Source organism: Massilia soli, from assembly GCF_016809835.1.
Classification (GTDB): Bacteria; Pseudomonadota; Gammaproteobacteria; order Burkholderiales; family Burkholderiaceae_D; genus Telluria_A; species Telluria_A soli.
This window is the reverse complement of record NZ_JAFBIL020000004.1, coordinates 341,750-368,355: the sequence shown is the minus strand read 5'-3', so window position 1 is coordinate 368,355 and position 26,606 is coordinate 341,750. Positions and strand designations below refer to the sequence as shown.

At 62.4% G+C, this 26,606-nt stretch carries 25 protein-coding genes; 15 read left to right on the top strand and 10 right to left on the bottom strand.

All coding sequences use genetic code 11. The features are described from left to right. Positions 1 to 3: 3 nt before the first annotated feature. From recN to I4X03_RS11850, 9 genes are all read left to right on the top strand, one after another. Positions 4 to 1,668: a DNA repair protein RecN gene (recN, locus tag I4X03_RS11890; protein ID WP_223468434.1), complete on the top strand. Its 1,665-nt coding sequence runs from the start codon at positions 4 to 6 to the stop codon at positions 1,666 to 1,668. 45 nt (positions 1,669 to 1,713) lie between these two features. Further along, a complete protein-coding gene (hemH, locus tag I4X03_RS11885) occupies positions 1,714 to 2,820 on the top strand; it encodes a ferrochelatase (RefSeq protein WP_223468433.1) in 1,107 nt (368 codons plus the stop codon). Between the two features lie 431 nt (positions 2,821 to 3,251). Next, positions 3,252 to 3,800 carry a nucleotide exchange factor GrpE gene (grpE, locus tag I4X03_RS11880; RefSeq protein ID WP_223468432.1) on the top strand — a complete coding sequence of 183 codons (549 nt, stop codon included), beginning with the start codon at positions 3,252 to 3,254 and terminating at the stop codon, positions 3,798 to 3,800. A 92-nt stretch (positions 3,801 to 3,892) separates the two neighbouring features. Continuing rightward, positions 3,893 to 5,839, top strand: a complete 1,947-nt coding sequence (gene dnaK / locus I4X03_RS11875) for a molecular chaperone DnaK (RefSeq protein ID WP_223468431.1) — start codon at positions 3,893 to 3,895, stop codon at positions 5,837 to 5,839. A 145-nt stretch (positions 5,840 to 5,984) separates the two neighbouring features. After that, a complete protein-coding gene (gene dnaJ / locus I4X03_RS11870; RefSeq protein ID WP_223468430.1) occupies positions 5,985 to 7,118 on the top strand; it encodes a molecular chaperone DnaJ in 1,134 nt (377 codons plus the stop codon). A gap of 67 nt (positions 7,119 to 7,185) precedes the next feature. Beyond that, positions 7,186 to 7,866: a carbonate dehydratase gene (can, locus tag I4X03_RS11865; protein ID WP_223468429.1), complete on the top strand. Its 681-nt coding sequence runs from the start codon at positions 7,186 to 7,188 to the stop codon at positions 7,864 to 7,866. After that, entirely contained in the window at positions 7,863 to 8,234 is a 372-nt protein-coding gene (locus I4X03_RS11860; RefSeq protein ID WP_223468428.1) for a nucleotide pyrophosphohydrolase, read from the top strand. The genes can and I4X03_RS11860 overlap by 4 nt, the downstream gene beginning before the upstream one ends. Next, positions 8,227 to 8,607 (top strand): nuclear transport factor 2 family protein, encoded by a 381-nt coding sequence (locus tag I4X03_RS11855; RefSeq protein WP_223468427.1) that lies wholly within the window; start codon positions 8,227 to 8,229, stop codon positions 8,605 to 8,607. Before I4X03_RS11860 ends, I4X03_RS11855 begins: the two co-directional genes overlap by 8 nt. A gap of 95 nt (positions 8,608 to 8,702) precedes the next feature. Beyond that, positions 8,703 to 9,317: a DedA family protein gene (locus I4X03_RS11850; protein ID WP_223468426.1), complete on the top strand. Its 615-nt coding sequence runs from the start codon at positions 8,703 to 8,705 to the stop codon at positions 9,315 to 9,317. 15 nt (positions 9,318 to 9,332) lie between these two features. Here I4X03_RS11850 and gabD read toward each other — a convergent pair whose 3' ends face one another. Then, positions 9,333 to 10,787, bottom strand: coding sequence for an NADP-dependent succinate-semialdehyde dehydrogenase (gene gabD / locus I4X03_RS11845; RefSeq protein ID WP_223468425.1), 1,455 nt, complete (start codon positions 10,785 to 10,787; stop codon positions 9,333 to 9,335). A 261-nt stretch (positions 10,788 to 11,048) separates the two neighbouring features. Here gabD and I4X03_RS11840 point away from each other — a divergent pair, with 261 nt between their 5' ends. The 3 genes from I4X03_RS11840 (at position 11,049) to I4X03_RS11830 (ending at position 14,749) form a co-directional block, all read left to right on the top strand. Further along, the gene (locus I4X03_RS11840) at positions 11,049 to 11,810 is read left to right on the top strand and encodes a gamma-glutamyl-gamma-aminobutyrate hydrolase family protein (protein ID WP_223468424.1); all 762 of its coding nucleotides are present in this window, start codon (positions 11,049 to 11,051) and stop codon (positions 11,808 to 11,810) included. 120 nt (positions 11,811 to 11,930) lie between these two features. Further along, complete coding sequence (locus I4X03_RS11835; RefSeq protein ID WP_223468423.1) at positions 11,931 to 13,301, top strand: glutamine synthetase family protein; 1,371 nt, start codon at positions 11,931 to 11,933, stop codon at positions 13,299 to 13,301. A gap of 26 nt (positions 13,302 to 13,327) precedes the next feature. Then, on the top strand, positions 13,328 to 14,749 hold the full coding sequence (locus tag I4X03_RS11830) for an aspartate aminotransferase family protein (protein ID WP_223468422.1): 1,422 nt from the start codon (positions 13,328 to 13,330) through the stop codon (positions 14,747 to 14,749). Positions 14,750 to 14,851: 102 nt separating this feature from the next. On the opposite strand, the gene I4X03_RS11825 is transcribed toward I4X03_RS11830, so the two are convergent. Beyond that, positions 14,852 to 16,288, bottom strand: coding sequence for a high affinity choline transporter 1 (locus I4X03_RS11825; RefSeq protein WP_223468421.1), 1,437 nt, complete (start codon positions 16,286 to 16,288; stop codon positions 14,852 to 14,854). A 175-nt stretch (positions 16,289 to 16,463) separates the two neighbouring features. On the opposite strand from I4X03_RS11825, the gene I4X03_RS11820 reads away from it, so the two are divergent. Then, positions 16,464 to 17,945, top strand: coding sequence for an aldehyde dehydrogenase (locus tag I4X03_RS11820; RefSeq protein ID WP_223468420.1), 1,482 nt, complete (start codon positions 16,464 to 16,466; stop codon positions 17,943 to 17,945). Positions 17,946 to 18,308: 363 nt separating this feature from the next. Here the strand turns inward: I4X03_RS11820 and thpR are convergent, their stop codons facing one another. The 7 genes from thpR to hda all read right to left on the bottom strand — a co-directional run bounded on the left by thpR (position 18,309) and on the right by hda (position 23,286). Next, positions 18,309 to 18,815 (bottom strand): RNA 2',3'-cyclic phosphodiesterase, encoded by a 507-nt coding sequence (thpR, locus tag I4X03_RS11815; RefSeq protein WP_223468419.1) that lies wholly within the window; start codon positions 18,813 to 18,815, stop codon positions 18,309 to 18,311. Positions 18,816 to 18,827: 12 nt separating this feature from the next. Next, positions 18,828 to 19,697, bottom strand: coding sequence for a 3-methyl-2-oxobutanoate hydroxymethyltransferase (panB, locus tag I4X03_RS11810; RefSeq protein ID WP_370660512.1), 870 nt, complete (start codon positions 19,695 to 19,697; stop codon positions 18,828 to 18,830). Positions 19,698 to 19,766: 69 nt separating this feature from the next. Further along, positions 19,767 to 20,114: a DMT family protein gene (locus I4X03_RS11805; RefSeq protein WP_223468418.1), complete on the bottom strand. Its 348-nt coding sequence runs from the start codon at positions 20,112 to 20,114 to the stop codon at positions 19,767 to 19,769. 2 nt (positions 20,115 to 20,116) lie between these two features. Further along, positions 20,117 to 20,590 (bottom strand): 2-amino-4-hydroxy-6-hydroxymethyldihydropteridine diphosphokinase, encoded by a 474-nt coding sequence (folK, locus tag I4X03_RS11800; protein WP_223468417.1) that lies wholly within the window; start codon positions 20,588 to 20,590, stop codon positions 20,117 to 20,119. Next, on the bottom strand, positions 20,587 to 21,951 hold the full coding sequence (gene pcnB, locus I4X03_RS11795) for a polynucleotide adenylyltransferase PcnB (RefSeq protein ID WP_223468416.1): 1,365 nt from the start codon (positions 21,949 to 21,951) through the stop codon (positions 20,587 to 20,589). The genes folK and pcnB overlap by 4 nt, the downstream gene beginning before the upstream one ends. Continuing rightward, positions 21,944 to 22,618 (bottom strand): histidinol-phosphatase, encoded by a 675-nt coding sequence (locus tag I4X03_RS11790; RefSeq protein ID WP_223468415.1) that lies wholly within the window; start codon positions 22,616 to 22,618, stop codon positions 21,944 to 21,946. The genes pcnB and I4X03_RS11790 overlap by 8 nt, the downstream gene beginning before the upstream one ends. Further along, positions 22,615 to 23,286, bottom strand: a complete 672-nt coding sequence (gene hda, locus I4X03_RS11785; protein ID WP_223468414.1) for a DnaA regulatory inactivator Hda — start codon at positions 23,284 to 23,286, stop codon at positions 22,615 to 22,617. Before hda ends, I4X03_RS11790 begins: the two co-directional genes overlap by 4 nt. A 264-nt stretch (positions 23,287 to 23,550) precedes the next feature. Between hda and purM the strand changes: the two genes are divergently transcribed. Then, entirely contained in the window at positions 23,551 to 24,594 is a 1,044-nt protein-coding gene (purM, locus tag I4X03_RS11780) for a phosphoribosylformylglycinamidine cyclo-ligase (protein ID WP_223468413.1), read from the top strand. Between the two features lie 368 nt (positions 24,595 to 24,962). Next, entirely contained in the window at positions 24,963 to 25,361 is a 399-nt protein-coding gene (locus I4X03_RS11775) for a DUF1828 domain-containing protein (protein WP_223468412.1), read from the top strand. Here the strand turns inward: I4X03_RS11775 and I4X03_RS11770 are convergent. Further along, entirely contained in the window at positions 25,351 to 26,565 is a 1,215-nt protein-coding gene (locus tag I4X03_RS11770) for a 6-phosphofructokinase (protein ID WP_223468411.1), read from the bottom strand. The genes I4X03_RS11775 and I4X03_RS11770 overlap by 11 nt on opposite strands. Positions 26,566 to 26,606: the final 41 nt, after the last annotated feature.

The following is a 26,606-nucleotide window of genomic DNA, read 5'->3' as shown; positions in this document are numbered from 1 at the left end:
ACCATGCTGCGTACACTTTCCATCCGCGACTTCGTCATCGTCGACTCGATCGAGCTTGAATTTTCCAGTGGTTTTTCGGTGCTCACCGGCGAGACCGGCGCCGGCAAGTCGATCCTGATCGACGCGCTGCAGCTGGCGCTGGGCGGCCGCGGCGACGCCAGCGTGGTGCGCGAAGGCGCAGCCAAGGCCGACATCACGGCTGACTTCAGCGCCATTGGCGCGGCCAGCGACTGGCTCGTGCGCAACGAGTTCGCCACCGGCGAAGGCGGCGCGCTGCTGCGCCGCGTGATCGACAACGCCGGCCGCTCCAAAGCGTATATCAATGGCGTGCAGGCCACCGCGACCCAGTTGCGCGACCTCGGCGAACTGCTGGTGGATATCCACGGCCAGCATGCGCACCAGTCGCTGCTCAAGCTCGACGCGCAGCGCGCGCTGCTCGACAGCCAGGCGGTGGCGAAGGAGGGCGGCGGCGCGCAACATGCGCAGGACGTGGCCGCGGCCTACAAGGCGTGGCGCGCGGTATCGCGCCAGCGCGAGGAATTCGAGACCAATGCCAAGAACGTGCTGGTCGAACGCGAGCGGCTTGAGTGGCAGGTCAATGAGCTGGAAAAGCTGGCCGTCAAGCCAGGCGAATGGGCCGACATCACCAACGAGCACAGCCGCCTGTCGCATGCGGCCAGCCTGCTCGAAGGCGCGCAGGAAGCGCTGACCGCGATTTCCGATGCCGAGCATCCGATCCTGTCCCAGATTTCGTCGCTGAACCAGAAGCTGGGCAAGCTGGTCGACATCGATGCGCAGCTGCAGCCGGTGCTCGATTGCATGGAGCCGGCGCGCATCCAGTTGCAGGAGGCGGTGTATGCGCTCAACGATTATCTCGACCGGGTCGATCTCGATCCGGAGCGGCTGCGCCAGGTCGAGGGCAGGCTTGAGGCGATCCACAGCACCGCGCGCAAGTTCCGCGTGACGCCGGAGGAACTGCCGGAAGAACATGCGACCCTGTCGGAGAAGCTCAGGCAGCTGGCCGACGCCAGCGATATCGATGGCCTGCGCAAGCAGGAAGACAAGCTGAAGGCCGATTACATGGCGGCGGCGAAAAAGCTGTCGCTGGTGCGCACCGGCGCCGCGGCGCTGCTCGGCACCCAGGTGACCGCCGCCATGCAGGAGTTAAACATGACCGGCGGCAGTTTCGTGGTCGCGCTCAATCCGGTTGACCCTGGCGCGCATGGTGTCGAGCAGGTGGAGTTCCTGGTGGCCGGCCATGCCGGCGTCGCGCCGCGTCCGCTTGCGAAGGTGGCGTCGGGCGGTGAACTGGCGCGCATCGCGCTGGCGATTTCGGTCATCACATCGAACTCGGCCACCACGCCGACCCTGATTTTCGACGAAGTCGACAGCGGCATCGGCGGCGGCGTGGCCGAAGTGGTCGGCCGTTTGCTCAAACGTCTTGGACAGGCGCGACAAGTATTGTGCGTCACGCATTTGCCGCAGGTGGCCAGCCAGGCAAACCAGCATTTCCAGGTCGCCAAGGGCACCACGGACGCTGGCAAGACCGTGTCGCGCATCGATGTACTCGACAATAAAGCACGAGTCGAAGAGGTCGCGCGCATGCTTGGTGGAATAGAGATCACGGCAACAACAAGAAAGCATGCCCGCGAACTATTGGCGTCGTAGAAAACTTATAATAGCGCGCTTTCCGCCCCTAATTTCCGGACTTTCATGCCCTTCCGAAAAGAACCTCCTTATATCCACGGAACCGTGGCCGCCAGCGCAGTGGTCCTGGTCAACCTTGGCACGCCTGATGCGCCCACGCGCAAGGCCGTGCGGCGCTACCTGAAGGAGTTCCTGTCGGACCCGCGCGTGGTCGAGATTCCGCGCCTGGTATGGTGGTTCATCCTGAACCTGATCATCCTGCCGTTCCGCTCGGGGAAGTCGGCCGCGAAGTACCGCCTGATCTGGACCCGCGAAGGCTCGCCGCTGAAAGTGCATACCCAGAAGCAGGCGGCGCTGCTGAACGACATGCTCGAAGCGCGCGGCCACGCCGACGTCGAGGTGGTGATGGCGATGCGCTACGGCTCGCCGTCGCTGCCGGAAGTGCTTGACCAGCTGAAAGCAAAGAACGTCGGGCGCATCGCGGTGCTGCCGGCTTACCCGCAATATTCCGGCACCACCACCGGCTCGATCTACGACGCCGTGTTCGCCCACTACGCGGCTGCGCGCAACCTGCCAGAGCTGCGCATGGTGCGCAATTACCACGACAACGAGGCCTACATCACGGCGCTGGAAGAAAGCATCCAGACGCACTGGGAAGCGCACGGCCGCGGCGACAAGCTGGTGATGAGTTTCCACGGCGTGCCGAAGCGTACCTTGCTGATGGGCGACCCTTACCACTGCGAATGCTACAAGACCGCGCGTTTGCTGGCCGAGCGCCTGCGCCTGACCAAGGACGAGTACATCGTCACGTTCCAGTCGCGCTTCGGCAAGGCCGAATGGCTGCAGCCGTACACCGCGCCGACCTTGCAGCAACTGGCGCGCGACGGCGTGGCGCGGGTTGACCTGGTCTGCCCGGGCTTTACCAGCGACTGCCTGGAAACGCTGGAAGAAATTTCGATGGAAGCCCGGCATGAGTTCGAAGCGGCGGGCGGCAAGGAGTTCAACTATATTCCCTGCCTGAACGAGTCGCCGACCTGGATCACGGCGCTGGCGGAAATCACCGAGCAGCACATCATCGGCTGGCCGACCATGCTGTCGCAGTCGCAACGCGATGCGCGCGAACTCGATGCCGAAGCCGGCCGCGCCAGCGCGGCGGCACTCGGGGCGGTGTAGCGGTACCGTCGTTCCCGGAACCGGCTTCCCGTGAACGCGGGAATGCCGTCATTGGGCAGTCCCCCCACCCAATTGACAACCCGCATTTACAGCCTGTTAAAATAGCAGGCTGACATGCCTTTCCGCGGTCAGCTCGGCGTAGCACAGCCACGCCACAGTCAGGACGGTATAGGCAAAAACGCTGGCGGCGAGCAGTGACAACTTCATGATGAACTCCTGTTGGTAGTTCAATATTAGTTCGTTCCGTCCCCGCAAGAATGCTCGAATTCGTAAGACTTGTAACTGTCGTTACAAATGCTTTTTAGCACTCATCGATAGAGAGTGCTGTTAATACCCCTTGAAGTTGTAGGCTATAGCCCCATTTGATGTGGAGTGTAGTTAGCACGACACGTCAAATATCATCCAAGCCATTGATAGTAGGAGCTTTTTCGATGCAAGACCAAGAAAACAAGGATGTGTCCAGCACGCCCGAAGACGACACCGTCCAGGTAACGGCGGCAACCAGCGTGGACGAAGGCGTCAACAGCCTGGAGCAGCAGCTGAGCGCGACCGAAGCCAAGCTGGCTGAGATGCATGATGCGTTCATGCGCGCCAAGGCCGAGGCCGAAAACATCCGCCGCCGCGCCCAGGAAGACGTCAGCAAGGCGCATAAATTCGCCATCGAAGGCTTCGCCGAGGCGATGGTGCCGGTGCGCGACAGCCTCGAAATGGCCCTGAAGGTCGAGGCGCCGACGGTGGAATCGCTGAAGGAAGGCGTCGAAATGACCCTCAAGCAGCTTAGCGCCGCGTTCGAGCGCAACCGCCTCGTTGAAATCATGCCGGCAGTGGGCGAAAAGCTCGATCCGATGAAGCACCAGGCCGTTGCCGTGGTGCCAGCCGAGCAGGAAGCGAACACTGTCGTCAACGTGTTGCAAAAAGGTTACATGATCGCCGACCGCCTGTTGCGCCCGGCCATCGTTACTGCCGCGCAAGCAAAATAAAGTCGCGACGAACTTGCGTAAGCTCTTGAAAACGCAAAGTTTTTCCAAATATCCGAATCATCTGAAAACATAGTAATTAAAAGGACAATATCATGGGCAGAATTATCGGTATCGATCTGGGAACCACGAATTCCTGCGTCGCGATCATGGAAAATGGTCAGCCAAAGGTAATCGAAAACGCTGAAGGTGCACGTACCACGCCTTCCATTATCGCTTACCAAGATGACGGCGAAATCCTTGTCGGTGCACCTGCGAAACGCCAGGCTGTCACCAACCCGAAGAACACGCTGTTCGCAGTCAAGCGCCTGATCGGCCGCAAGTTTGACGAGAAAGAAGTGCAGAAAGACATCGGTCTGATGCCTTACTCGATCATCAAGGCGGACAATGGCGACGCATGGATCGCCGTGCGCGACAAGAAACTGGCGCCGCCACAGATCTCCGCTGAAGTACTGCGCAAGATGAAGAAGACCGCTGAAGACTACCTCGGTGAAGAAGTCACCGAAGCGGTCATCACTGTTCCTGCTTACTTCAACGACTCGCAGCGCCAAGCCACCAAGGACGCCGGCCGCATCGCGGGCCTGGACGTCAAGCGCATCATCAACGAGCCAACCGCGGCAGCGCTGGCATTCGGCCTCGACAAGACCGACAAGGGCGACCGCAAGATCGCCGTGTATGACCTGGGCGGCGGCACGTTCGACGTCTCGATCATCGAGATCGCCGATGTTGAAGGCGAGAAGCAGTTCGAAGTGCTGTCGACCAACGGCGACACCTTCCTCGGCGGCGAAGACTTCGACCAGCGCGTCATCGACTACATCATCGACGAGTTCAAGAAGATCAACGGCCTCGACCTGAAGAAAGATCCGATCGCACTGCAGCGCATCAAGGCCTCGGCCGAGCGCGCGAAGATCGAACTGTCGTCGTCGCAGCAGACCGAAATCAACGAGCCGTACATCGCCATGGCGAACGGCGCGCCGGTCCACCTGAACCTGAAGATGACCCGCGCCAAGCTGGAGTCGCTGGTTGAAGAGCTGATCAACGCGACCATGGAACCATGCCGCATCGCGATCAAGGACGCTGGCGTCAAGGTTTCGGACATCGACGACATCATCCTGGTCGGCGGTATGACCCGTATGCCGAAGGTGCAGGAAAAGGTCAAGGAGTTCTTCGGCAAAGAGCCGCGCAAGGACGTGAACCCGGATGAAGCCGTGGCAGTTGGCGCAGCGATCCAGGGCTCGGTGCTGTCGGGCGAGCGCAAGGACTTGCTGCTGCTGGACGTGACCCCGCTGTCGCTGGGTATCGAAACGCTGGGCGGCGTGATGACCAAGATGATTCACAAGAACACCACGATCCCGACCAAGTTCTCGCAAGTGTTCTCGACTGCGGACGACAACCAGCCTGCGGTGACGATCAAGGTGTTCCAGGGCGAGCGTGAAATCGCGGCCGGCAACAAGGGCCTGGGCGAGTTCAACCTCGAAGGCATTCCGCCAGCATCGCGCGGCACGCCGCAGATCGAAGTGACCTTCGACATCGACGCCAACGGCATCTTGCACGTCGGCGCGAAAGACAAGGCCACCGGCAAGGAAAACAAGATCACCATCAAGGCGAACTCGGGCCTGACCGAAGCTGAGATCCAGAAGATGGTGAAAGACGCCGAGCTGAACGCGGAAGAAGACAAGAAGGTCAAGGAACTGGCGGAATCGCGCAACCAGGCCGACGCCCTCGTGCACTCGACCCGCAAGTCGCTGACCGAATACGGCGACAAGCTTGAAGCTGGCGAGAAGGAAAAGATCGACGCTGCGATCGCCGACCTGGAAGGTTCGCTGAAGTCGGGCGACAAGGCCGAGATCGATGCCAAGGTTGCCGCACTGTCGACCGCGTCGCAGAAGCTGGGCGAGAAGATGTACGCCGATATGCAGGCGCAGCAGGCAGCCGGCGGTGACGGCGGCGCAGGCGGCCAGCAGCCAGGCGGCGAGCAGCCACGCGCCGACCAGGACGACGTCGTCGATGCCGACTTCAAGGAAGTGAAAGACGCGAAGTAAGCAAGCGAAGTTAAGCAATATAATGGAGGGCGGGCGCGAAATTGGCGCCCGCAAACATGGCCGGGCCGGTAACCAGTTTGGTTCGCGGCTCGGTTTTTTTGCATATTGAAGTTAGTTAGCAGATAGACAGCAAGGTGCCCGACATATGGCAAAGCGTGATTTTTACGAGATCCTCGGGGTCGCCAAGAATGCTTCGGAAGAAGAGATTAAAAAAGCTTATCGCAAGCTCGCGATGAAATACCATCCGGACCGCAATCCGGATAGTAAAGAGTCGGAAGAGAAGTTCAAGGAAGTCAAAGAAGCCTACGAAATGCTGACGACGCCGGACAAGCGCGAGGCATACGACCGCTATGGCCATGCAGGCGTCGACCCGAACATGGGCGGCGGCGGCGGCGGATTCGGCGGCGGCGGCTTTGCCGACAGCTTCGGCGATATTTTCGGCGACATCTTCGGCGGCGGCGCCGGTGGGCGCGGCCGTGGCGCCGGTCCGCAGGTGTACCGCGGCGCCGACCTGCGCTACAACCTCGAGATCACCCTCGAGCAGGCAGCAGGCGGCTTCGACACCACGATCCGCGTACCAAGCTGGGACAAGTGCGACACCTGCCACGGCAGCGGCGCCAAGCCTGGCACCTCGCCGACCACCTGCACCACGTGTGCCGGCCATGGCCAGGTACGCATGCAGCAAGGTTTCTTCAGCATCCAGCAGACGTGCCCGAAATGCCACGGCAGCGGCAAGGTCATCACCGACCCATGCGCGCCATGCGGCGGCCAGGGGCGCATCAAGCGCAACAAGACGCTGGAAGTGAAGATTCCGGCGGGTATCGACAACGGCATGCGCATCCGCTCGTCGGGCAACGGCGAACCGGGCACCAACGGCGGTCCGTCGGGCGACCTGTACGTGGAAATCCACATCAAGCCGCACGCGGTGTTCCAGCGCGAAGGCGACGACCTGCATTGCGAAATGCCGATCTCCTTCGTCAAGGCGACCCTGGGTGGCGAAATCGAAGTGCCGACCCTGTCCGGCAAGGTCTCGTTCACGATTCCTGAAGGCACCCAGTCGGGCAAGACCTTCCGCCTGAAGTCGAAAGGCATCAAGGGCGTGCGTTCCGGCTACGCCGGCGACCTGTTCTGCCACGTGGTGGTCGAGACGCCGGTCAAGCTGACCGACAAGCAAAAGGATTTGCTGCGCGAGTTCGAACGCCTGACGGTCGAAGGCGGCGCCAAGCACAGCCCGCAAAGCAAGGGATGGATGGACAAGGTCAAGGACTTCTTCGAGTAAGAAGCGATCTTCGAACCGCTGGCGCCGCAAGGCTGCCGGCGGTTTTTTTACGAGTAAAGGGATAAAGATGAGCGACGACAAAAAAAATCACGGTCTCACGACGGACGAACTGTTCGAACGCAATCGCAAGTGGGCCGCCTCGATGGTTGCCAAGGATGCCGAATTCTTCAGCAACCTTGCCGCCCAACAGACCCCGGAATACCTGTGGATTGGCTGCTCCGACAGCCGTGTGCCCGCCAACGAATTGCTTGGTATGGCGCCGGGCGAATTATTCGTTCATAGAAATATCGCCAACGTCGTCGTGCATTCGGACCTGAACTGCCTGAGCGTACTGCAGTTCGCGATCGACGTGCTCAAGGTCAAGCACATCATCATCTGCGGCCACTACGGCTGCTCGGGCGTGCATGCGGCGATGGTCAACCGCCGCGTCGGCCTGGCGGACAACTGGCTACGCCACGTTCAGGACGTCAACCAGAAACATGAAAAATACCTCGGCGAAGTGTTGCCGACCAGGGAGCGCTCGGATCGTCTGGTGGAGCTGAACGTCGTCGAACAGGTCGTCAACGTCGCTCAAACCACCATCGTCCAGGACGCATGGGAGCGTGGTCAGCCGCTCTCGATCCACGGCTGGGTGTACGGGCTGGAGGATGGTTTGTTGCGCAATCTCGGCATGGACGTCAGCGGCCCCGATGAACTCTCGCCGACCTTCAAGTCCCTGATGCATACCTATGAGGGTGGCCCGGGGTGAGCAACGACCTGCACGCCATCCGCGACAGCGTCCGCATCTTCGTGGACGAGCGCGACTGGGACCAGTTCCATACGCCGAAGAACCTCGCGTGCGCGCTGTCGGTGGAAGCGGCGGAGCTGCTGGAACATTTCCAGTGGTTGCAGGCGGGGCAGCGCGAGGAATTGGGCGAGGCCAAGCTGGAACAGGTGCGCCACGAGATGGCCGATGTGATGGTGTATCTGGTGCGCATCGCCGACAAGCTCGGCGTCGACCTCGGCGCGGCGGTGATCGAGAAAATGGCGCTCAACCGCGCCAAGTATCCGGCCGACCTGGTGCGCGGCGACGCACGCAAATATGACGAATACAAACAGGCGGGCAACAATGAGTAAGAATGCGATCGCAGTCATCCAGGCACAACTGGATGCATTCAACGCCCGCGACATCGAGGGCTTGATGGCGACGTACGCGCCGGACGCGGAGCAGTACCAGCTTCATGGCAGCTTGCTGGCGCGCGGCCACGAACAGATGCGTCCGCGCTACCTGGCACGCTTCGACGAACCTGACCTGCACGCGCGCTTGGTGTCGCGCACGGTGATGGACAATGTGGTCGTCGATCTTGAAATCATCACGCGCAACTTCCCTGAAGGCCTGGGTACGCTGGAGATGCTGTGTATTTACGAAGTTGCTGACGGGCTTATCCGGAAAGCCTCGTTCGCCGCTGGCCGCACTGCCATGGCGCGCGCTCAAGAGTCGGCGTTTTAGTCCACGAATTGTGGTGGAAGAGGGATAGCGAACAGAACAAAAAAACCGGTGCGTGATACGGTCGTGCTTGCTTCTCACGACAACAAAGCCGATCCATGTTCGAATTTATCACTGACTTCCTCGGAAGCGCTGGCTACCTCGGCGTATTCCTCCTGATGGCGCTGGAAAACATCTTCCCGCCAATACCTTCAGAAATGATCATGCCGTTTGCCGGCTTCATCGTCGCCCGTGGCGACCTTGGCCTGGTTGGCGTGCTGCTTGCCGGCACGGCGGGCTCGGTCCTTGGCACCTTGCCTTGGTTTTATGCTGGCAAGGCGTTCGGCCATGCGCGCCTGCGCCAGATGGCCGCGCGCTGGGGGCACTGGATGACCGTCACGCCCGAAGAAATTGACAAGTCGCTGGCGACGTTCGACAGGCATGGCGTCAAAGCGGTGTTGTTCGGACGCCTGATCCCGGCGATCCGCACCCTGATTTCGATTCCGGCCGGGATTGCCAAAATGCGCGTGCTGCCGTTCCTGGCGTGGTCGACAGTCGGCTCGCTGGCCTGGTGCTCGATCCTGACGGGTGCCGGTTTCGTGCTGGAAGCAAATTACGAAGCAGTGGCAACGTATGTCGATCCGGTCTCGAAAGTGGTGCTGGGAATCCTGGTGGCCACCTATCTGTACCGCCTCGTCACCTTCCGCGCGGAACCGAAGAGCCGCGCGGAGTGAGCAGGGCGGACAGGTCTACATGCCGCCCATGCAAATGTATTTGATGACGAGATAATCGTCCATCCCGTACACCGAGCCTTCGCGCCCGAGGCCTGACTGCTTGACGCCGCCGAACGGGGCCACCTCGTTCGAGATCAATCCGGTATTCACGCCGACCATGCCGGTTTCGAGGGCTTCGGCCACGCGCCACACGCGCCCGATATCGCGCGAGTAGAAGTACGCCGCCAGGCCGAACTCGGTGTCGTTGGCCATCGCGATCACTTCGTCCTCCGTCTTGAAGCGGAACAGCGGCGCCAGCGGGCCGAAGGTCTCTTCGCCCGCCACCTGCATCCCGGTCGTCACATCGGCCAGCACGGTCGGCTGGAAGAAGCTGTGCCCAAGCGCATGGCGCTTGCCGCCGGTCATCAGGCGCGCGCCTTTCGACAAGGCGTCGGCAATATGCTGCTCGACCTTGACCACGGCCTTTTCCTCGATCAGCGGCCCCTGCGTCACCCCCGCGTCCACGCCATTGCCGACTTTCAGCTTGTCGACAGCGGCGACCAGTTTTTCGGCGAATTGTTCGTAGATGCCGTCCTGCACGTACAAGCGGTTCGCGCACACGCAGGTCTGGCCGGCGTTGCGGTACTTCGAGGCGATCGCCCCTTCGACTGCGGCATCGATATCGGCGTCGTCGAACACGATGAAGGGCGCATTGCCGCCCAGTTCCAGCGATACCTTCTTGATCGTCGGCGCGCATTGCTGCATCAGGATGCGGCCAACCTGGGTCGAACCGGTAAAGCTGACCTTGCGGACAATCGGGTTGCTGGTCATTTCCAGCCCGATCGCCTTGGAGTCGCCCGTCACGACGCTGAACACGCCTTTCGGCAAACCAGCGCGTTCGCCCAGCACCGCCAGCGCCAGCGCCGAGAACGGCGTCAGCTCGGCCGGCTTGACGACGATAGGGCAGCCCGCGGCAAGTGCGGGACCGACCTTGCGGGTGATCATCGCCGCAGGGAAGTTCCACGGCGTGATGGCCGCGCAGACGCCGATCGGCTCCTTGGTGACCACCATGCGGCGGTCGGGCCACGGCGACTGCAGCGTATCGCCGGCAACGCGCTTGCCCTCTTCGGCGAACCATTCGATGAATGAGGCGGCGTAGACAACTTCGCCCTTGGCTTCGGCCAGCGGCTTGCCCTGTTCGGCGGTCATGATCAGCGCCAGGTCGTCGGCGTTGGCGAGCATCAGGTCATTCCAGGCGCGCAGGATGGCGGCGCGCTCCTTGGCGCTCTTCTTGCGCCATGCCGGCCAGGCGGCGTTGGCGGCCTCGATGGCGTGCCTGGTTTCGGCCTGGCCCATATGTGGCACGGTGCCGAGGCGTTCGCCGGTTGCCGGGTTGACGACATCGATGGTGCTGGCGTCGTCCGCGTCGCACCATTCGCCGTTGATGAAGCATTGCTGACGCAGCAGGGAAGGGTCTTTCAGGTTCAGCATGGCATTTCCTCAATCATGTTCAACAGTTCAGAGTTCACATGCTACCCCGTTTTCAGGGAGTGGGTCGGAAGCCGGGTGGCCGCCGCAGTGGAGCAAATGTAATCAAAGGAATAACTTGTGTGTTGGCATGGTTGGCCACTTCCCGGTAAGCTCTACCTGCTACCATGTCACAAATGATGTGGATAATGAGCTACTCGCGTTCAGCCGAGATCGGATTTAAGATGGGCCGAACGCGACATCAAACGGAAAAGGTGAGACATCATGCGCCGCCCTGTCGTTATCGTTCCTGCCTGCACGCGTGACATCGGGGGGCACCCCTACCACGCCGTCCAGTACAAATACATCGACGCGGTTGCCCAGGGGGCAAACTGTGCGCCGCTGATCGTGCCGGCGCTGGGCGATGCTGTCGACATCGATAGCGTGCTGGGCAATGCGGACGGGATCATGCTGACCGGTTCGGCATCGAACGTCCATGCGAGCCATTACGAGCAGGATGTGCTCGACCCGGCCTTGCCGCTCGATCCGGCGCGCGACGCCACCACCTTGCCGCTGATCCGCGCGGCGCTCAACCGCGGCGTGCCGATCCTGGCGATCTGCCGCGGCTTCCAGGAAATGAACGTGGCGCTGGGCGGCAGCCTGCACCAGGCGGTGCAAAACATCAGCGGCATGATGGATCACCGCGAGAATCCCGGCGACACGCTCGACAACCAGTATGGGCCGAAGCATCCGATCGCGCTGGTGCCGGGCGGGCTGATGTCGCGCATCCTCGGCGGCGTCGACGAAATCGTCGTCAACTCGCTGCATGGGCAGGGCATCGACCGCCTTGGCGCCGGCATCGTCATCGAGGCGACTGCGCACGACGGCCTGGTGGAAGCGTTCTCGGTGCCGACGGCGCCGTTTGCGCTGGCACTGCAGTGGCATCCGGAGTGGCGCCTGCTGCAAAACCCCGATTCGATGAAGCTGTTCGGCGCTTTTGGCCAGGCGTGCCGCGAGTACCGGGAGCGGCGCCTGGGGCTGAAATGATGACGCCCTGCCAGGAATGGGCCGCCTGCCGCGTGCCCTGGCGTCGCTCTCCACCCCGCAGATTCACGCGCGCGGCCGATCCTGGCCGCTCGCAACGAGCAAGACAATAGAGAGAGCATTATGGCAATTCGTGAAAACTTTACTTATACCGACATGGATTTGTGGCTCAATGAAAAGCGAGTCACCGAAATTGAATGCCTGGTTCCCGACTTGACCGGCGTCGCCCGCGGCAAGATCCTTCCCCGCGCCAAATTCACCCAGGACCGCGGCATGCGCATTCCGGAAGCGGTGCTGGGCATGACCGTGACCGGCAACTACCCGGTCAATGACGGACCGTACGACCGCGCCATTTCGGCCACCGACCGCGACATGATCCTGAAGGCCGACCCGACCACCATCACGATGGTGCCGTGGGCTGCCGACCCGACCGGGCAGGTGATCCACGACTGTTATTTCGCCGACGGCAAACTGGTCGACTTCGCGCCGCGCACGGTGCTGCGCCGCGTGCTCAAGCTGTACGAAGAAAAGGGCTGGAAGCCGGTGGTGGCGCCGGAGCTGGAGTTCTACCTGACCGCCAAGAACATCGATCCCGACCTGCCCCTGAAACCGCCGATCGGCCGCAGCGGCCGCGCCGAGACCAGCCGCCAGGTGTATTCGATCGACGCCGTCAACGAGTTCGACCCGCTGTTCGAGGACATCTACGATTACTGCGAAATGATGAACCTCGACGTCGACACGCTGATCCACGAGATCGGCGCCGGCCAGATGGAGATCAACTTCCTGCACGGCGATCCGCTCGGCCTGGCCGACAAGGTGTTCTACTTCAAGCGCACCCTGCGCGAAGCGGCGCTCAAGCACGACATGTACGCCACCTTCATGGCCAAGCCGATGGCCGGCGAGCCGGGTTCGGCGATGCACGTGCACCAGAGCGTGGTCGACGTAAAGACCGGCTGGAATATCTTCAGCAATGAAGACGGGTCGTCCTCGCCGCTGTTCAAGCACTATATCGGCGGCCTGCAGCGCTACATGCCGTCGGCGATGGCGATCGTCGCGCCGTACGTCAATTCGTACCGCCGCATCGTGCGCCACACAGCCGCCCCGATCAACATCCAGTGGGGCCTCGATAACCGCACCGTGGGCTTCCGCGTGCCGGAATCGGGCGTGCAGGACCGCCGCGTCGAGAACCGCATCATCGGCGCCGATGCCAACCCGTACCTGGCGCTGGCCGTCACGCTGGCCTGCGGCTACCTTGGCATGACCGAGCAGCTCGAACCGACCGCGATGATGGGCGGCAGCGCCTACGACATGCCGTTCGAGCTGCCGCAAGGACTGCCCGAAGCGCTGGCGCTGCTGCGCGGCGAAGACAAGCTGCGCACGGTGCTTGGCGAACGCTTCATCGATGTCTACGCCGCCATCAAGGACCTGGAACACCAGGAATTCATGACTGTCATCAGTCCATGGGAACGCGAGCATTTGTTGCTTCACGTATGACCCTCAACACAACACGGGAGGCCATCATGGCAGCAATCTCAGATACCAAATCCGCGGCCGGGCAGGACGTCGACACCGCCGCCGTGCGCAAGCTCGACTCGGCGCATTTCATCCATCCGTTCACCGACCACGCAGCGCTGGCCGACAAGGGCGCGCGCGTCATGGTGCGCGGCGAAGGCGTCTACCTGTGGGACTCGGACGGCAACAAGATCATGGACGGCATGTCCGGCCTGTGGTGCGTGAACGTCGGCTACGGCCGCACCAGCATCTCGCAGGCGGTGTATCGCCAGATGGAGACGCTGCCGTTCTATAACAGCTTCTTCAACACGACCAACCTGCCTGCCGTGCAGCTGGCCACGCTGCTGGCCGATCTCGCGCCGCCTTCGTTCAAACATGTGTTCTTCACCAGCTCGGGGTCCGAGGCGAACGACACCAACGTGCGGATGGTGCGGCGTTACTGGGACCTGCTGGGCTACAAGGACCGCCACACCATCATCGGGCGCATCAACGGCTACCACGGCAGCACGGTGGCCGGCGCGGCGCTTGGCGGCATGTCGGGCATGCACGCGCAGGGCGGCATGATTCCGGGCGTGGCGCACATCGGCCAGCCTAACTACGCCGAGTCGGGGCGCGGCATGACGGAAGCAGAATTCGGCATCGTCGCCGCTGGCTGGCTGGAAGAAAAGATCCTCGAGCTCGGGCCGGAAAAGGTCGCCGCCTTCATCGGCGAGCCGGTGCAGGGCGCCGGCGGGGTAATCATCCCGCCATCGACCTATTGGCCCGAAATCCAGCGCATCTGCGACAAGTACGAGATCCTCCTGATCGCCGATGAAGTCATCACCGGGTTTGGCCGCCTGGGCGCCATGTTCGGGTCGGAGCTGATGCAGATCAAGCCTGACCTGATCACGTTTGCCAAAGGCGTCACGTCCGGCTACGTGCCTTTGGGCGGCGTACTGGTTGGCAGCCGCGTCGCCAGCGTCCTGATCGACAAGGGCGGGGACTTCAACCACGGGTTCACGTATTCAGGCCACCCGGTTTCCTGCGCGGCCGCCCTCGAAAACCTGCGCATCATCCAGGACGAGAAGCTGGTATCGGCAGTAGCGGTCGATACCGGCCCTTACCTGCGCCAGGCATTCTGCGCGCTGGCCAGCCATCCACTGGTCAGCCATCCGGACGCCTGCGGGTTCGTGGCGGGACTGAACCTGGTGAAGAAGAAGGCGGATGCGGTGTACGACTGCGAGCCGTTCGGATCGGACGACGGCGTCGGCATGATCTGCCGCGGCCACATGTTCAACAATGGGATCATCATGCGCGCCGTGGGCGACCGCATGATCATCGCGCCGCCACTGGTAATGACCAAGGTGCAGATCGACGAGATGGTCGGGCGCATCCGAGACGCGCTCGACGCCACGCTGGCCGACCTGCGCCAGCGCGGGCTGTTTAAGTAAACGTAGGGCGGATAAGGCCGAAGGTCGCATCCGCGCGCATGCGTCAACGTGGCGCGAGCACGCGGATGCGACCTGCGGTCTTATCCGCCCTACGGGTTTCTCTCAGATTTCGCGGCGGTCCTGCAGCACTTGCGGCAGGACCGATCCCGCGACCATGCCCACGAACGCTGCGATCAGGCCGGCCAGCTGGCCGGGGAACACCTCGCCGAAGCTGGAAATCTGCGGGAAGAAGACTAGCCACGTTCCCATCCCCAGCGCAACCGCCGCGATGGCGCCCTGCGTCGTCGCGCGCTTCCAGTACAGCCCCATCACGAGCGGCACGAACGCCGCTACCAGCGGCACCTGGTACGCCGCCGATACCAGCTCGTAAATCGAGGTGCCTTCCATCGCAATCGCATACGCCAGCACCAGCGCGGCGAACACCACGATGGTGCTGCGCATGGCGAACAGCTTCTGGCGGTCGTCCATGCCCGGGCGCAGGTGCCTGAGGATGTTCTCGACGAAGCTGGTCGACGGCGCCAGCAAGGTGGCCGACGAAGTGCTCTTGATGGCCGACAGCAGCGCGCCGAAGAAGAGGATCTGCATCATCAGCGGCATCTTGGTCATCACGAAAGTCGGCAGCAGGCGCTGGTAATCGTTCTTGGCCATCGCCAGGCCGGCGTCGCCCATCACCAGGATGGCCGCTGCGACGATAAACATCGGCACGAAAGCGAACATGATGTAGCTGGCGCCGCCGATGATCGCCCCGGTTCGGGCGGTAGGCGCGTCCTTGGCCGACATCACGCGCTGGAACACGTCCTGCTGCGGGATACTGCCGAACATCATCGTGACGGCCGCGCCGATAAAGAACACGATGTCATGGAAGGTCGGCGGCGGCAGCATGCGCCACAGGTCCTGCTGGGCGGCCATCGCAAACACCTGGTCGGCGCCGCCGGCCAGCTGGGCCGAGAAGAAGGCGATGATCGACAGGCCGACCACCAGCACGATCATCTGGATGAAGTCGGTGATCGCCACCGCCAGGAAGCCGCCTACGACCACATAGATCAGTACTGCCAGGGTGCCGACGATCATGCCGGCGGCCGGCGACATGGCGCCGTTGGTCAGCACCGAGAACACCAGGCCAAGCGCCGTGACCTGCGCCGCGACCCAGCCCAGGTAGCTCATGATGATGGCGGCCGAGCAGAACACCTCGATCCCTTTGCCGTAGCGCTGACGGTAGTAGTCGCCGATGGTCAGCAGGTTCAGCTTGTACAGCTTGGCGGCGAAGAACACGCCCACCAGGATCAGGCACATGCCCGCGCCGAACGGGTCTTCCACCACGGCGTTGAGCCCGCCTTCGATAAACTTGGCCGGAATGCCCATCACCGTCTCGGCGCCAAACCAGGTGGCGAAGGTGGGGGTGACCACCATGATCAATGGCAGGCTGCGGCCGGCGACTGCGAAGTCAGCCGTATTCTTGATGCGCGTGCCCGCCCAAAGCCCCAGTGCGAGCGTGCCCAGCAAATACAGCACGACCGAGGTAATCAAGGTGTAATTCATGTGGTTTAACTCCGCCCTGGGTAATTGCCTGACTGGAAAATTGGGCGATTATAGCTGTAGAAGGCGCGGGTATCGACGGCGCAAACGCAAAAAAACCGTACTGTGGCCTCAAATTCCCGTTGTCAGTTAAGCTATGGCGGATGGTTCGACTAATTTCAGATTTCAGGAGCGAGACATGGCACAGTGGCACGAGCGCGCAAGCGCATTGAAAATCGACGGACGCGCGGTTATTGGCGGCGAGCGGGTGTGGGCGCAGTCCGGACAGCAGTTCGACAACCTGTCGCCGGTCGACGGCCGCACGCTGGGCATGATGGCGCGCTGCGACAAGGCCGATGTCGATGCAGCCGTGGCTTCGGCCCGTGCCGCTTTCGAGGACCGGCGCTGGGCCGGCAAGGCGCCGGCGGCGCGCAAGCGTGTGCTGATCAAGTTCGCCGAGCTGATGCTCAAGAACGCGGAAGAACTTGCGCTGCTTGAAACGCTCGACATGGGCAAGCCAATCAAGTACAGCAAGAACGTCGACGTGCCGCTGGCGGCGAACTGCATCCGCTGGTACGGCGAGGCGATCGACAAGATCTACGACCAGATCGCGCCGACCGGCGACGATTCGCTGGCGCTGGTCACGCGCGAGCCGGTCGGCGTGGTGGGCGCCATCGTGCCGTGGAATTACCCGATGCTGATGGCCGCGTGGAAGATCGGCCCTGCGCTGGCAGCAGGTAACAGCCTGGTGCTCAAGCCGTCCGAAAAATCGCCGCTGACCGCGCTGCGGCTGGCCGAAATCGCCATCGAGGCCGGCCTGCCGGCGGGCGTGTTCAACGTGGTGCCGGGCTTCGGTAACGAAGCAGGAGCGGCGCTGGCGGAGCACATGGATGTCGACTGCATCGGCTTTACCGGCTCGACCCGTACCGGCCGCGCGATTTTGCGCATGGCCGCCGAGTCGAACATGAAACGCGCGTGGACTGAGCTGGGCGGCAAATCGGCCAACATCGTTTGCGCCGACTGTCCCGACCTCGACGCCGCTGTCAGCGCCGCCATCGGCTCGATCTACTTCAACCAGGGCGAAAGCTGCAATGCGCCATCGCGCCTGTTCGTCGAAGCGTCGATCAAGGAGGCGTTCCTCGAAAAGGCGCTGGCGATGATCCCGCGCTACGCGCCGGGCGACCCGCTCGACGATGAGACGATCATGGGCGCCATCGTCGATGCGGCCCAGATGAAAACCGTGATGGGCTATATCGAGGCGGGCAAGGCGGGCGGCGCCAAGCTGCTCGCTGGCGGGGAGGCGGTGCGGGTTGAGAGCGGCGGCTATTACGTGGCGCCGACGCTGTTCGACAAGGTGGACAACGACATGCGCATCGCGCAGGAGGAAATTTTCGGCCCGGTGCTGTCGGTGCTGACCTTCACCGATGTGAACGAGGCCGTCAAGCAGGCGAATGCCACGCCGTACGGCCTCGCAGCGGGGGTGTGGACGTCGGATATCAGCAAGGCGATCAAGGTGTCGCGCGCGCTGCAAGCCGGGACCGTGCACGTGAACCAGTACGACAGCGACGACATCACGGTGCCGTTCGGGGGCGTCAAGCAATCGGGCAATGGGCGCGACAAGTCGCTGCATGCGTTCGACAAGTACACCGAGCTGAAGACGACCTGGATCCAGATCACTTAGGCGTCGTTCCCGCGAGGGCGCACTGCTGTCCGGAATATTCTGCTGACACGAATCGCTCGGCAGCCAAGCGTCGTTTTAGAAGCCACAGCCACAAGGAAATCGGCAATGCAGGCCAACATCGCCCCTGCGCAGGCAGGGGCCCATACGAATCGTTCCGAGTATGGACCCCTGCCTTCGCAGGGGCGACGTTAAGTCTTGCATTCCAAGTCTCAATGTCGCGATTTCTGTGAGCTTCCCGAACCCGATTGATGCAATCGCACTGTCAACAAGATTATTCCGGACAGCAGTGCGCGCAGGCGGGAATCCAACTTCGCCAGCCGTTCACGCGGGGTATAGGTTCCCGCCTGCGCGGGAACGACGAGGCTATGGGTAGGTTTGTAGCACGCGGTAACCGCCGGCGCTCGATTCCATCAGCGCATAACCATCGACTGCCCACATCAGTGGCGGTCCGCTTTCCGGCACGGTCGCCTTGGCCGCCCGCCGCGCCATCGTCACATGCGGTTTGAAACTGCGCTCATCGACTGGGATGCCCAGCCGTTCCAGGGCCGCGCCAAGATCCGCGTGCAGCCGCAGTAGCTGCGCGGGCGCCGCAAGCGGCTCCAGCACAGCGATCCCATGCGGCCACAATGTCGCCTGGCCGAATTCAAGTTCAAAGGAGTCAAATGGCACCGCCAGCGCCTCGCGCAGTTCAGGAATGCGCTCGTTGGCAACGCTGCCCAGGAAGTGCAGCGTCATGTGCAGCCGTTCCGGCTTGACCGGCGTCGCGCCGCGCGGCCATTGCCAGGCGTCGCGCCAGCTGTGCAGCACCTGCCGGACCGGCTGGCCGGGCCAGAGCGCGACAAACAGCCGTGACTGGTCATCGCCGCTCATCGTGCCGCCTCGTCAGAAGCAGTGCTCCGGCGCCGGGAAGCTGCCGTCCTTGACCGCGTTAACGTACGCCGACACCGCAGCGTCGATGGTGGTCTGGCCGTCCATGAAGTTCTTCACGAAGCGCGCTTTACGGCCCGGGAACACGCCCAGCAGGTCATGCATGACCAGCACCTGGCCCGAGCAGTCGGGACCTGCGCCAATGCCGATGGTCGGAATCGCCAGGATATCGGTCACGTCCTTGCCCAGGCCTGCGGGAATCGCTTCCAGCACCAGCATCGCCGCGCCCGATTCGGCCAGCAGCACCGCATCGGACCTGAGCTGGTCGGCGCTTTCGATGGTCTTGCCCTGCACCTTGTAGCCGCCCAGCTGGTGGACCGACTGCGGCGTCAGGCCGAGGTGCGCGCAGACCGGAATGGCGCGTTCGGTCAGGAAGCGCACGGTGTCGGCCAGCCAGGCGCCGCCTTCGATCTTGACCATGTGTGCGCCAGCCTGGATCAGCTTGACGGCGTTGTCGAACGCCGCTTCTTTCGTCGCATAGGTCCCGAACGGCATATCGGCGACGATCATCGCGCTCTTGCTGCCGCGCGCAACGGCGGCGGTGTGGTACGCCACCTCGGCCAGCGTGACCGGCAAGGTCGACTGGTGGCCATTGCATACCATGCCGAGCGAATCGCCGATCAGCAGCACTTCCACGCCGCAGCGGTCCATCAACGCGGCGAAGCTCGCGTCGTAACAGGTCAGCATCGAGATCTTGTTGCCGGCCGCGCGCATGGCGTTCAGCGATGGAATGGTGACGGCCTTCGTGACCACCGGAGCGGCAGGCGCAGTCGCTGCCTTCTGATCTCCGCCAGCCATGTCTTTACCCTGCAAGTAACCGCTCATATTATTCCTTTGATATCGAATTTGACGCCAACGGCGATAGTGTAATGCCAACCGGGTGAACGTGCCGGATCAGGTCCGGAAGATGAAGTAGACCGCTCCGACCAGGCACAGGCCGGCCCAGACGTAATCGAGCTTGAATGGCTGGTTCATGTAGAACATCGCGAACGGCACGAACACGGTCAGCGTGATCGCCTCCTGCAGGATCTTGAGCTGAGCAAGACTGTACTGGGTGTGGCCGATACGGTTGGCCGGCACCTGCAGCAGGTATTCGAACAGCGCGATCGCCCAGCTGACCAGCGCGGCGTACCACCATGCCTTGGACGACATATTCTTCAGATGGCCATACCATGCGATGGTCATGAAGATGTTCGACAGCACCAGCAAGCCAGTGGTCTGGACGATGACCGGGATTTGCATGGCTACGGAAGCTTCGCGATCTGCTGACTGGCTACATCGCCGATGAACTGCTGCACCGGACCGCGGCCGGGAACCGCCGCATCGGGCGCGATTTCAAGCAGCGGGACCACGACGAACGCGCGCTCGAGCATGCGCGGGTGCGGTACCTGCAAGGCCGGCGTGTCGATCACCTGGTCGCCGTACAGCAGCACATCCAGGTCAAGCGTGCGCGGCGCATTGCGGTAAGGGCGCTCGCGCCCGTGCGCCAGCTCGATGTCCTGCAGCGCGGCCAGAAGCGCATGCGCGCCGAGGTTAGTGTCGATAAGAGCCACCGCATTGATGTAGTCGTCGCCCGACGAGTCGATCGGCGCGGTGCGATATTTCGCCGAACTGGCGAGCAGCTGCGTCGAGGGCATCTTTGCCAGCCGCACCAGGGCGTCATCGACGTTGGCCAGCGCGTCGCCCAGGTTGGCGCCGATACCGATGTAAGCGATCATTCCTCGCTCGTGGTGCTCTCGTTCGCTGCGCCGGCGCCGGTCTTGCGCGGCGCGCGGCGTGGTGCGCGCTTGCGCTTGGCGCCCGATGGCGCGGCGTTGGCGGTAGCGACCAGCTGTTCGCGTTCGTTCGGATCGCCTTCATAGAACGCGGTCCACCAGTCGCCCAGTTCCATCTCGATCTCGCCGGACTCGCAGCGCAGCAGCAGGAAGTCGTAGCCGGCGCGGAAGCGCGGGTGTTCCAGCAGCTTGTACGGCGTCTTGCCGTTGCGGCGCTCGAAGCGCGGCTGCATCGACCAGATGTCGCGCATGTCCGACGCGATGCGGCGCTGCAGGGCCAGCTGTTCGGTCTGCGAATCGAGTACGTCGTCGGCGGCCAGGTGCAGGGCGGGGATCGGCGATTCGCCGGCGGCCTTGTAGGCGGTCCACTTCTCGACCACCTGGTGCCACAGCAGCGACGCGAACAGGAAGCCAGGCGAGACGCCCTTGCCGGCCTTGACGCGGTTGTCGGTCGATTCCAGCGCCAGCGTCACGAACTTCATGCCGATCGGCTGTTCCAGCACCACGTCCAGCAGCGGCAGCAGGCCGTGGTGCAGGCCTTCCTTGCGCAGCTGCTGCAGGCAGGCCAGCGCGTGGCCGCTCATGAGCAGCTTGAGCATTTCGTCGAACACGCGCGCAGCCGGCACGTTGTCGATCAGCGGCGCCATCACGGCGATCGGCGCGCGGGTGGTCGGCTCGATGGTGAACTGCAGCTTGGCGGCGAAGCGCACCACGCGCAGCATGCGCACCGGGTCTTCGCGGTAGCGCGCTTCCGGCTGGCCGATGATGCGCAAGGTCTTGTCGCGGATGTCGGCGATGCCGCCGTGGTAGTCCAGCACTTCTTGCGTGGCCGGGTTGTAGTACATCGCGTTGATGGTGAAATCGCGGCGCATCGCATCTTCATGCTGCGGGCCGAAGCTGTTGTCGCGCAGGACGCGGCCGTGTTCATCTTTCGGCGCGTTGGCTTCACCGGCGCCGCGGAAGGTAGTCACCTCCAGCAGGTCCTGGCCAAACATTACGTGCACGATCTGGAAGCGGCGGCCGATGATGAATGCGCGGCGGAACAGCTTCTTTACTTCTTCCGGTGTCGCATTGGTGGCGATGTCGAAGTCTTTCGGCTTCACCCCGAGCAGCAGGTCGCGTACCGCGCCGCCCACCACAAAGGCCTTGAACCCCGCGTCCTGCAAGGTTGACGTGACGCGGATCGCGTTTGACGACAGCAGTTTCGGATCGATTCCGTGTTCGGCCGCGCCGAGCACCACTGGCTCGGTCGGGTCGCGCTGGTCTTTAACGCCAAGGATCTTGCGGATGAATTTTTTAATCATTGAATAAGTGGAGTAAAGGCCAGCCAAGGTTCGCCGCGTGCGTCGCCAGCACGGCGTTCGGGTTGGTCGCGACAGGGTGGGTGACAACGGAAAGCAGCGGGATATCGTTATGCGAGTCGCTGTAAAAGTGGCTGCGCTCGAAGGTGTCGAGCGGTCTGCCCATGGTTGCAAGCCATGCGTGGGTGTGAGTGACCTTGCCGGGGCCCGAGGTCGGCTCGCCCAGCAGCTTGCCGGTCAGGTTGCCCTGCGCGTCTTCTTCTGGCACGGCGGCGATCAGGTGCTGGACGCCGAGTTCTTTGGCGATCGGCGCGGTGACGAAGCGGTTGGTGGCGGTGATGATGGCCACCAGGTCGCCGGCGTCATGGTGCTTCTGCAGCAGGTCGCGCGCGCAGGAGCGGATCGACGGGTTGATCACCTCGTGCATGAACTGCGCGTGCATGGCATCGAGCTGGGTGCGTGGAAAGCGTGCCAGCGCGCCAAGCGCGAATTCGAGGTATTCGACCGGATCGAGCGTGCCGGCCTGGTACTGCAGGAAGAAGGCGTCGTTGCGGCGCTTGAATTCGATCGGATCGACGGCGTTGGTGCGGACCAAAAACTGGCCCCATTCGTAGTCCGAATCGATCGGCAACAGGGTGTGGTCGAGGTCAAACAGGGCCAGGTTGCTCATTCTTTCGGTTCCGACTGGAGCAGCAGGTCGCGCAGGAGCGGCAGGGTGACAGGGCGCTGGGTTTCGAGTGAATATTGGTCGAGTGCGTCGAGCATCGTCGATAGGGAGCGCATGTCGCGCTTAAAGTGTGACAGCAAGTAGGGTAACACGCTGGCCGACAGCGTCAAACCGCGCGATTCGGCCGCATGGGTCAGCGCGGCGATCTTTTCGTCGTCCGACAGGCCGTGGATCTGGTAAATCAGGCCCCAGCCCATACGGGTGCGCAGGTCTTCGCGGACCGGCAGCACCGCCGGCGGCACCGGCCCGGTCGATACCATGTAGGCGCCGTGTTCGCGGATCTGGTTGAACAGCGCGAAGGCGTCGATCTGCGCCTGGCCCGAGAGCAAATTGCAGTCGTCGAGCAGGTAAAGGCTGACGTCCGGGCTGTAGACAAAGTCGCCTTCGGGGGCGTCAAACGGGATGTAGCGCGAGTTGCCGGTCGCCGCCAGCGCCTGCAGCAGGTGGGTCTTGCCGGCGGCGGCCTCGCCCCACAGGTAGGCAAAATGCTCGCGCGACGTGCGTTCGGCGAACTGATGCATCAGATGCGCCAGTTCGGCGTTCTGTCCCACCTCGAACGAATCGAGGCTCTGCGCCTGGTCTGCGCCTAGATCGAGCACCAGTTGTTTCATGGCGACCGTTTCATCCTGAATTTCCTGCTTTCCGCGTCATTTGCATCAGGCATTATAAAAGCTGTTGCGCGGACAGTCGGAAATCTCGGCTGCAAGGACGCGAATGAAAAAGGCATGGATCTGTTGTTATCTCGGTTAAACCGGCTGCGGGCGGGGCATTTTGATAAAATAGCGAATTGACCAGCAACCGGCTGCGAAATGACTTCGTTTGGGCCGGGCTGATCCACCGCCTTCTATTTTACCGCCTCCGCTGCGAAAAACACCATGAGCCAACCTTCAAATGTTTCACTCTCTTACCGTGACGCAGGCGTCGACATCGATGCCGGCGACGCTTTGGTCGAAGCTATCAAGCCGTTTGCCAAGCGCACCATGCGCGAAGGTGTCATGGGCGGCCTTGGCGGTTTTGGCGCCATGTTCGAGATCAGCAAGAAGTACAAGGAGCCAGTCCTGGTCTCCGGCACCGACGGCGTCGGCACCAAGCTGCGCCTGGCGTTCGAGCTGAACCGCCATGACACGGTCGGCATCGACCTGGTCGCCATGAGCGTCAACGACATCCTGGTGCAGGGCGCCGAGCCGCTGTTCTTCCTCGATTACTTTGCCTGCGGCAAGCTCGACGTTCCGATCGCCACCGCCGTCGTCAAGGGCATCGCCCAGGGCTGCGAGCAGGCAGGCTGCGCGCTGATCGGCGGCGAGACCGCTGAAATGCCAAGCATGTACCCGGCCGGCGAATACGACCTGGCCGGCTTCGCCGTCGGCGCGGTCGAAAAATCGCAGATCATCGACGGCACCAAGATTACCCCGGGCGACGTGATCCTCGGCCTGGCCTCGTCGGGCGTGCACTCGAACGGTTATTCGCTGGTGCGCAAGATCATCGAAGTGGCCAAGCCGGACCTGGAAGGCGACTTCCACGGCCGCAAGCTGTCGGACGTGCTGATGGAGCCGACCCGCATTTACGTCAAGCCGCTGCTGGCGCTGATGGCCTCGATGGAAGTCAAGGGCATGGTGCACATCACCGGTGGCGGCCTGGTGGAAAACATCCCGCGCGTGCTGCAGCCTGGCCTGACCGCCGTGCTCGATTCGAAGTCGTGGACCATGCCTCCGCTGTTCACCTGGCTGCAGCAGCACGGCGGCGTCGCCGACGCTGAGATGCACCGCGTGTTCAACTGCGGCATCGGCATGATCGTCATCGTCTCGAAAGACAACGCGGATGCCGCGTTCGCCCAGTTGCAGGCAGCCGGCGAGACCGTATCGCGCATCGGCGTGATCCGCGTACGCGAGGGTGACGAGCACCCGACGATCGTCGAATAAGCAACCCTTCTTTCCGCCTTTAAGAAAACCACGTCACGGCCTAGCGGTCGGACGTGGTTTTTTTGCTTTTGCTGATTTCAAAGCGTGGCGGGGAACTGGTGGTGCGCGCTACACGTTTTCTGTATTTCGAATGAACTCGTACGGCATGGATCGGGTCTAGCAGTTGTGTGTGAGCCGGGGAGCCAAGCGAGACAAGACCAAGCACCGCCAGCCACACGAGCACTTTGGCTCCCTGCGAAACGATGGTAGCGTCGGCTGGTACGACTGGGAGTATGAGGACGTCCTTGCCCGGTTTTGCGCACAAACAGATATTGCGTTCGCGCCCGCGCCCCCCGCGCCAAGGCGCACAACGAAAGGATGGCGGTGCCGTGAGCAATCTTGCCGATATGTTTGCCGACAGCTACCAGGTGTTTGACGATGATGAAAACCTGGTGTCTGTTGGTACCGCGTTGGAATTCTGGGATGAGGACCTATTTGCCTTGTACGTCGAACGAGTTGGGTCGCGCCTTCGTTTTTTTGACGACGGACTGGTGATGATGCACATGTACGGAAGTGGCATTCACTTTGACAATGCAAACCTGACGCAGTCGGTCGCACAGATCGCCGAGCCGGAAGGCGTTAAGCTGAATGGCGCTGACCTCGAGATTTGGGCGGAGGCCAGTGAGGCGGCCGGCGCTTTCTCACGCTATCTGTCCGCCATCCTGGCATTGATGAAGTGGGAATCGGGTGAAGTCAGCCGCCTTTCTCGTGGCGAATTCATTTATTGAGAATCTTTTCCACCGGCGCGGGCCGTAACCGATACGCATCGGGCATCTTCGATCCCAGCAACGGCCGCAGGTACAGCCTGAACGCGTCGGTCACGTCGGTGCCGTCGGCAGTGATGAATTCGTCTTCCATCACGCGTGTCTTGCCGGCCACGTCTTCGAGCGGCATCAGCTCGTAGTCGACCGAGTAGTAGCCGGTACGCTTGATTGCCACCGAGCCGTCGCTGTCACCCCACATCGCGAACTGCACCGCCTTTTCGCCCACCTCGCGCGCCTCGCGCTGGTCGACATCCGACACGCAGCCGATGAACGAGCGCTGCAGGTAACCGAAGGTGTCGCCGCGTACCCGCTTGATGCCAAGTTTCGTCTTGATCTCTTCGCACAGCAAGTCGGCCAGCGCACCGGTGCCCGACAGCTGCACGTTGCCATGGTCGTCGCGCTCGATTTCCTTGGCCAGCAGGCTGACGATCGCTTCGCCCGAGGCATCATGAATACCTTCCGATACCGCAATCACGCAACGGCCAAACTTCTCGTAGGTCCGCTTCACGTCGGCGAGGAAGCGCTCGATGTCGAAGGTGCGCTCCGGAATGTAGATCAGGTGGGGACCATCATCCGGGAACTTCTTGCCCAATGCCGACGCGGCCGTGAGGAAGCCCGCATGGCGCCCCATCACGACGCCGACATATACGCCTGGCAAGGCCGCGTTGTCGAGATTGGCACCGGCGAACGCCTGTGCCACGAAGCGCGCCGCCGACGGGAAGCCCGGCGTATGGTCATTGCCGACCAGGTCGTTGTCGATGGTTTTCGGGATATGGATGCAGCGCAGCGGATAGCCAGCCTTGCGCGCCTCTTCGCTGACGATCCGCACCGTGTCGGACGAGTCATTGCCGCCGATGTAGAAAAAGTGCTCGATCTCGTGCGCGCGCAGCACCTCGAAGATCTTGTGGCAGTAGGCCAGGTCAGGCTTGTCGCGGGTCGAGCCGAGCGCGGATGACGGCGTGCTGGCCACCAGTTCCAGGTTGTGGCTGGTTTCCTGCGTCAGGTCGACAAAGTCTTCGTTGATGATGCCGCGCACCCCGTGCAGCGCGCCGTACACCCGCGTCACATGGCGGAAACGCCGTGCCTCCAGCACGACGCCGACCAGCGACTGGTTGATCACGGCGGTTGGCCCGCCTCCCTGTGCAACGAGGATTTTTCCGGACGACATGCGCAGCTCCTGTGGACGGTGGATGCAATGGCTTCAGATTA

What these genes read in the sequence shown, in the direction of transcription:
- recN (WP_223468434.1), top strand. Translation starts at nt 4, where the DNA reads ATGCTGCGTACACTTTCCATCCGCGACTTCGTCATCGTCGACTCGATC.
- hemH (WP_223468433.1), top strand. Translation starts at nt 1,714, where the DNA reads ATGCCCTTCCGAAAAGAACCTCCTTATATCCACGGAACCGTGGCCGCC.
- grpE (WP_223468432.1), top strand. Translation starts at nt 3,252, where the DNA reads ATGCAAGACCAAGAAAACAAGGATGTGTCCAGCACGCCCGAAGACGAC.
- dnaK (WP_223468431.1), top strand. Translation starts at nt 3,893, where the DNA reads ATGGGCAGAATTATCGGTATCGATCTGGGAACCACGAATTCCTGCGTC.
- dnaJ (WP_223468430.1), top strand. Translation starts at nt 5,985, where the DNA reads ATGGCAAAGCGTGATTTTTACGAGATCCTCGGGGTCGCCAAGAATGCT.
- can (WP_223468429.1), top strand. Translation starts at nt 7,186, where the DNA reads ATGAGCGACGACAAAAAAAATCACGGTCTCACGACGGACGAACTGTTC.
- I4X03_RS11855 (WP_223468427.1), top strand. Translation starts at nt 8,227, where the DNA reads ATGAGTAAGAATGCGATCGCAGTCATCCAGGCACAACTGGATGCATTC.
- I4X03_RS11850 (WP_223468426.1), top strand. Translation starts at nt 8,703, where the DNA reads ATGTTCGAATTTATCACTGACTTCCTCGGAAGCGCTGGCTACCTCGGC.
- gabD (WP_223468425.1), bottom strand. Translation starts at nt 10,787, where the DNA reads ATGCTGAACCTGAAAGACCCTTCCCTGCTGCGTCAGCAATGCTTCATC.
- I4X03_RS11840 (WP_223468424.1), top strand. Translation starts at nt 11,049, where the DNA reads ATGCGCCGCCCTGTCGTTATCGTTCCTGCCTGCACGCGTGACATCGGG.
- I4X03_RS11835 (WP_223468423.1), top strand. Translation starts at nt 11,931, where the DNA reads ATGGCAATTCGTGAAAACTTTACTTATACCGACATGGATTTGTGGCTC.
- I4X03_RS11830 (WP_223468422.1), top strand. Translation starts at nt 13,328, where the DNA reads ATGGCAGCAATCTCAGATACCAAATCCGCGGCCGGGCAGGACGTCGAC.
- I4X03_RS11825 (WP_223468421.1), bottom strand. Translation starts at nt 16,288, where the DNA reads ATGAATTACACCTTGATTACCTCGGTCGTGCTGTATTTGCTGGGCACG.
- I4X03_RS11820 (WP_223468420.1), top strand. Translation starts at nt 16,464, where the DNA reads ATGGCACAGTGGCACGAGCGCGCAAGCGCATTGAAAATCGACGGACGC.
- thpR (WP_223468419.1), bottom strand. Translation starts at nt 18,815, where the DNA reads ATGAGCGGCGATGACCAGTCACGGCTGTTTGTCGCGCTCTGGCCCGGC.
- panB (WP_370660512.1), bottom strand. Translation starts at nt 19,697, where the DNA reads ATGAGCGGTTACTTGCAGGGTAAAGACATGGCTGGCGGAGATCAGAAG.
- I4X03_RS11805 (WP_223468418.1), bottom strand. Translation starts at nt 20,114, where the DNA reads ATGCAAATCCCGGTCATCGTCCAGACCACTGGCTTGCTGGTGCTGTCG.
- folK (WP_223468417.1), bottom strand. Translation starts at nt 20,590, where the DNA reads ATGATCGCTTACATCGGTATCGGCGCCAACCTGGGCGACGCGCTGGCC.
- pcnB (WP_223468416.1), bottom strand. Translation starts at nt 21,951, where the DNA reads ATGATTAAAAAATTCATCCGCAAGATCCTTGGCGTTAAAGACCAGCGC.
- I4X03_RS11790 (WP_223468415.1), bottom strand. Translation starts at nt 22,618, where the DNA reads ATGAGCAACCTGGCCCTGTTTGACCTCGACCACACCCTGTTGCCGATC.
- hda (WP_223468414.1), bottom strand. Translation starts at nt 23,286, where the DNA reads ATGAAACAACTGGTGCTCGATCTAGGCGCAGACCAGGCGCAGAGCCTC.
- purM (WP_223468413.1), top strand. Translation starts at nt 23,551, where the DNA reads ATGAGCCAACCTTCAAATGTTTCACTCTCTTACCGTGACGCAGGCGTC.
- I4X03_RS11770 (WP_223468411.1), bottom strand. Translation starts at nt 26,565, where the DNA reads ATGTCGTCCGGAAAAATCCTCGTTGCACAGGGAGGCGGGCCAACCGCC.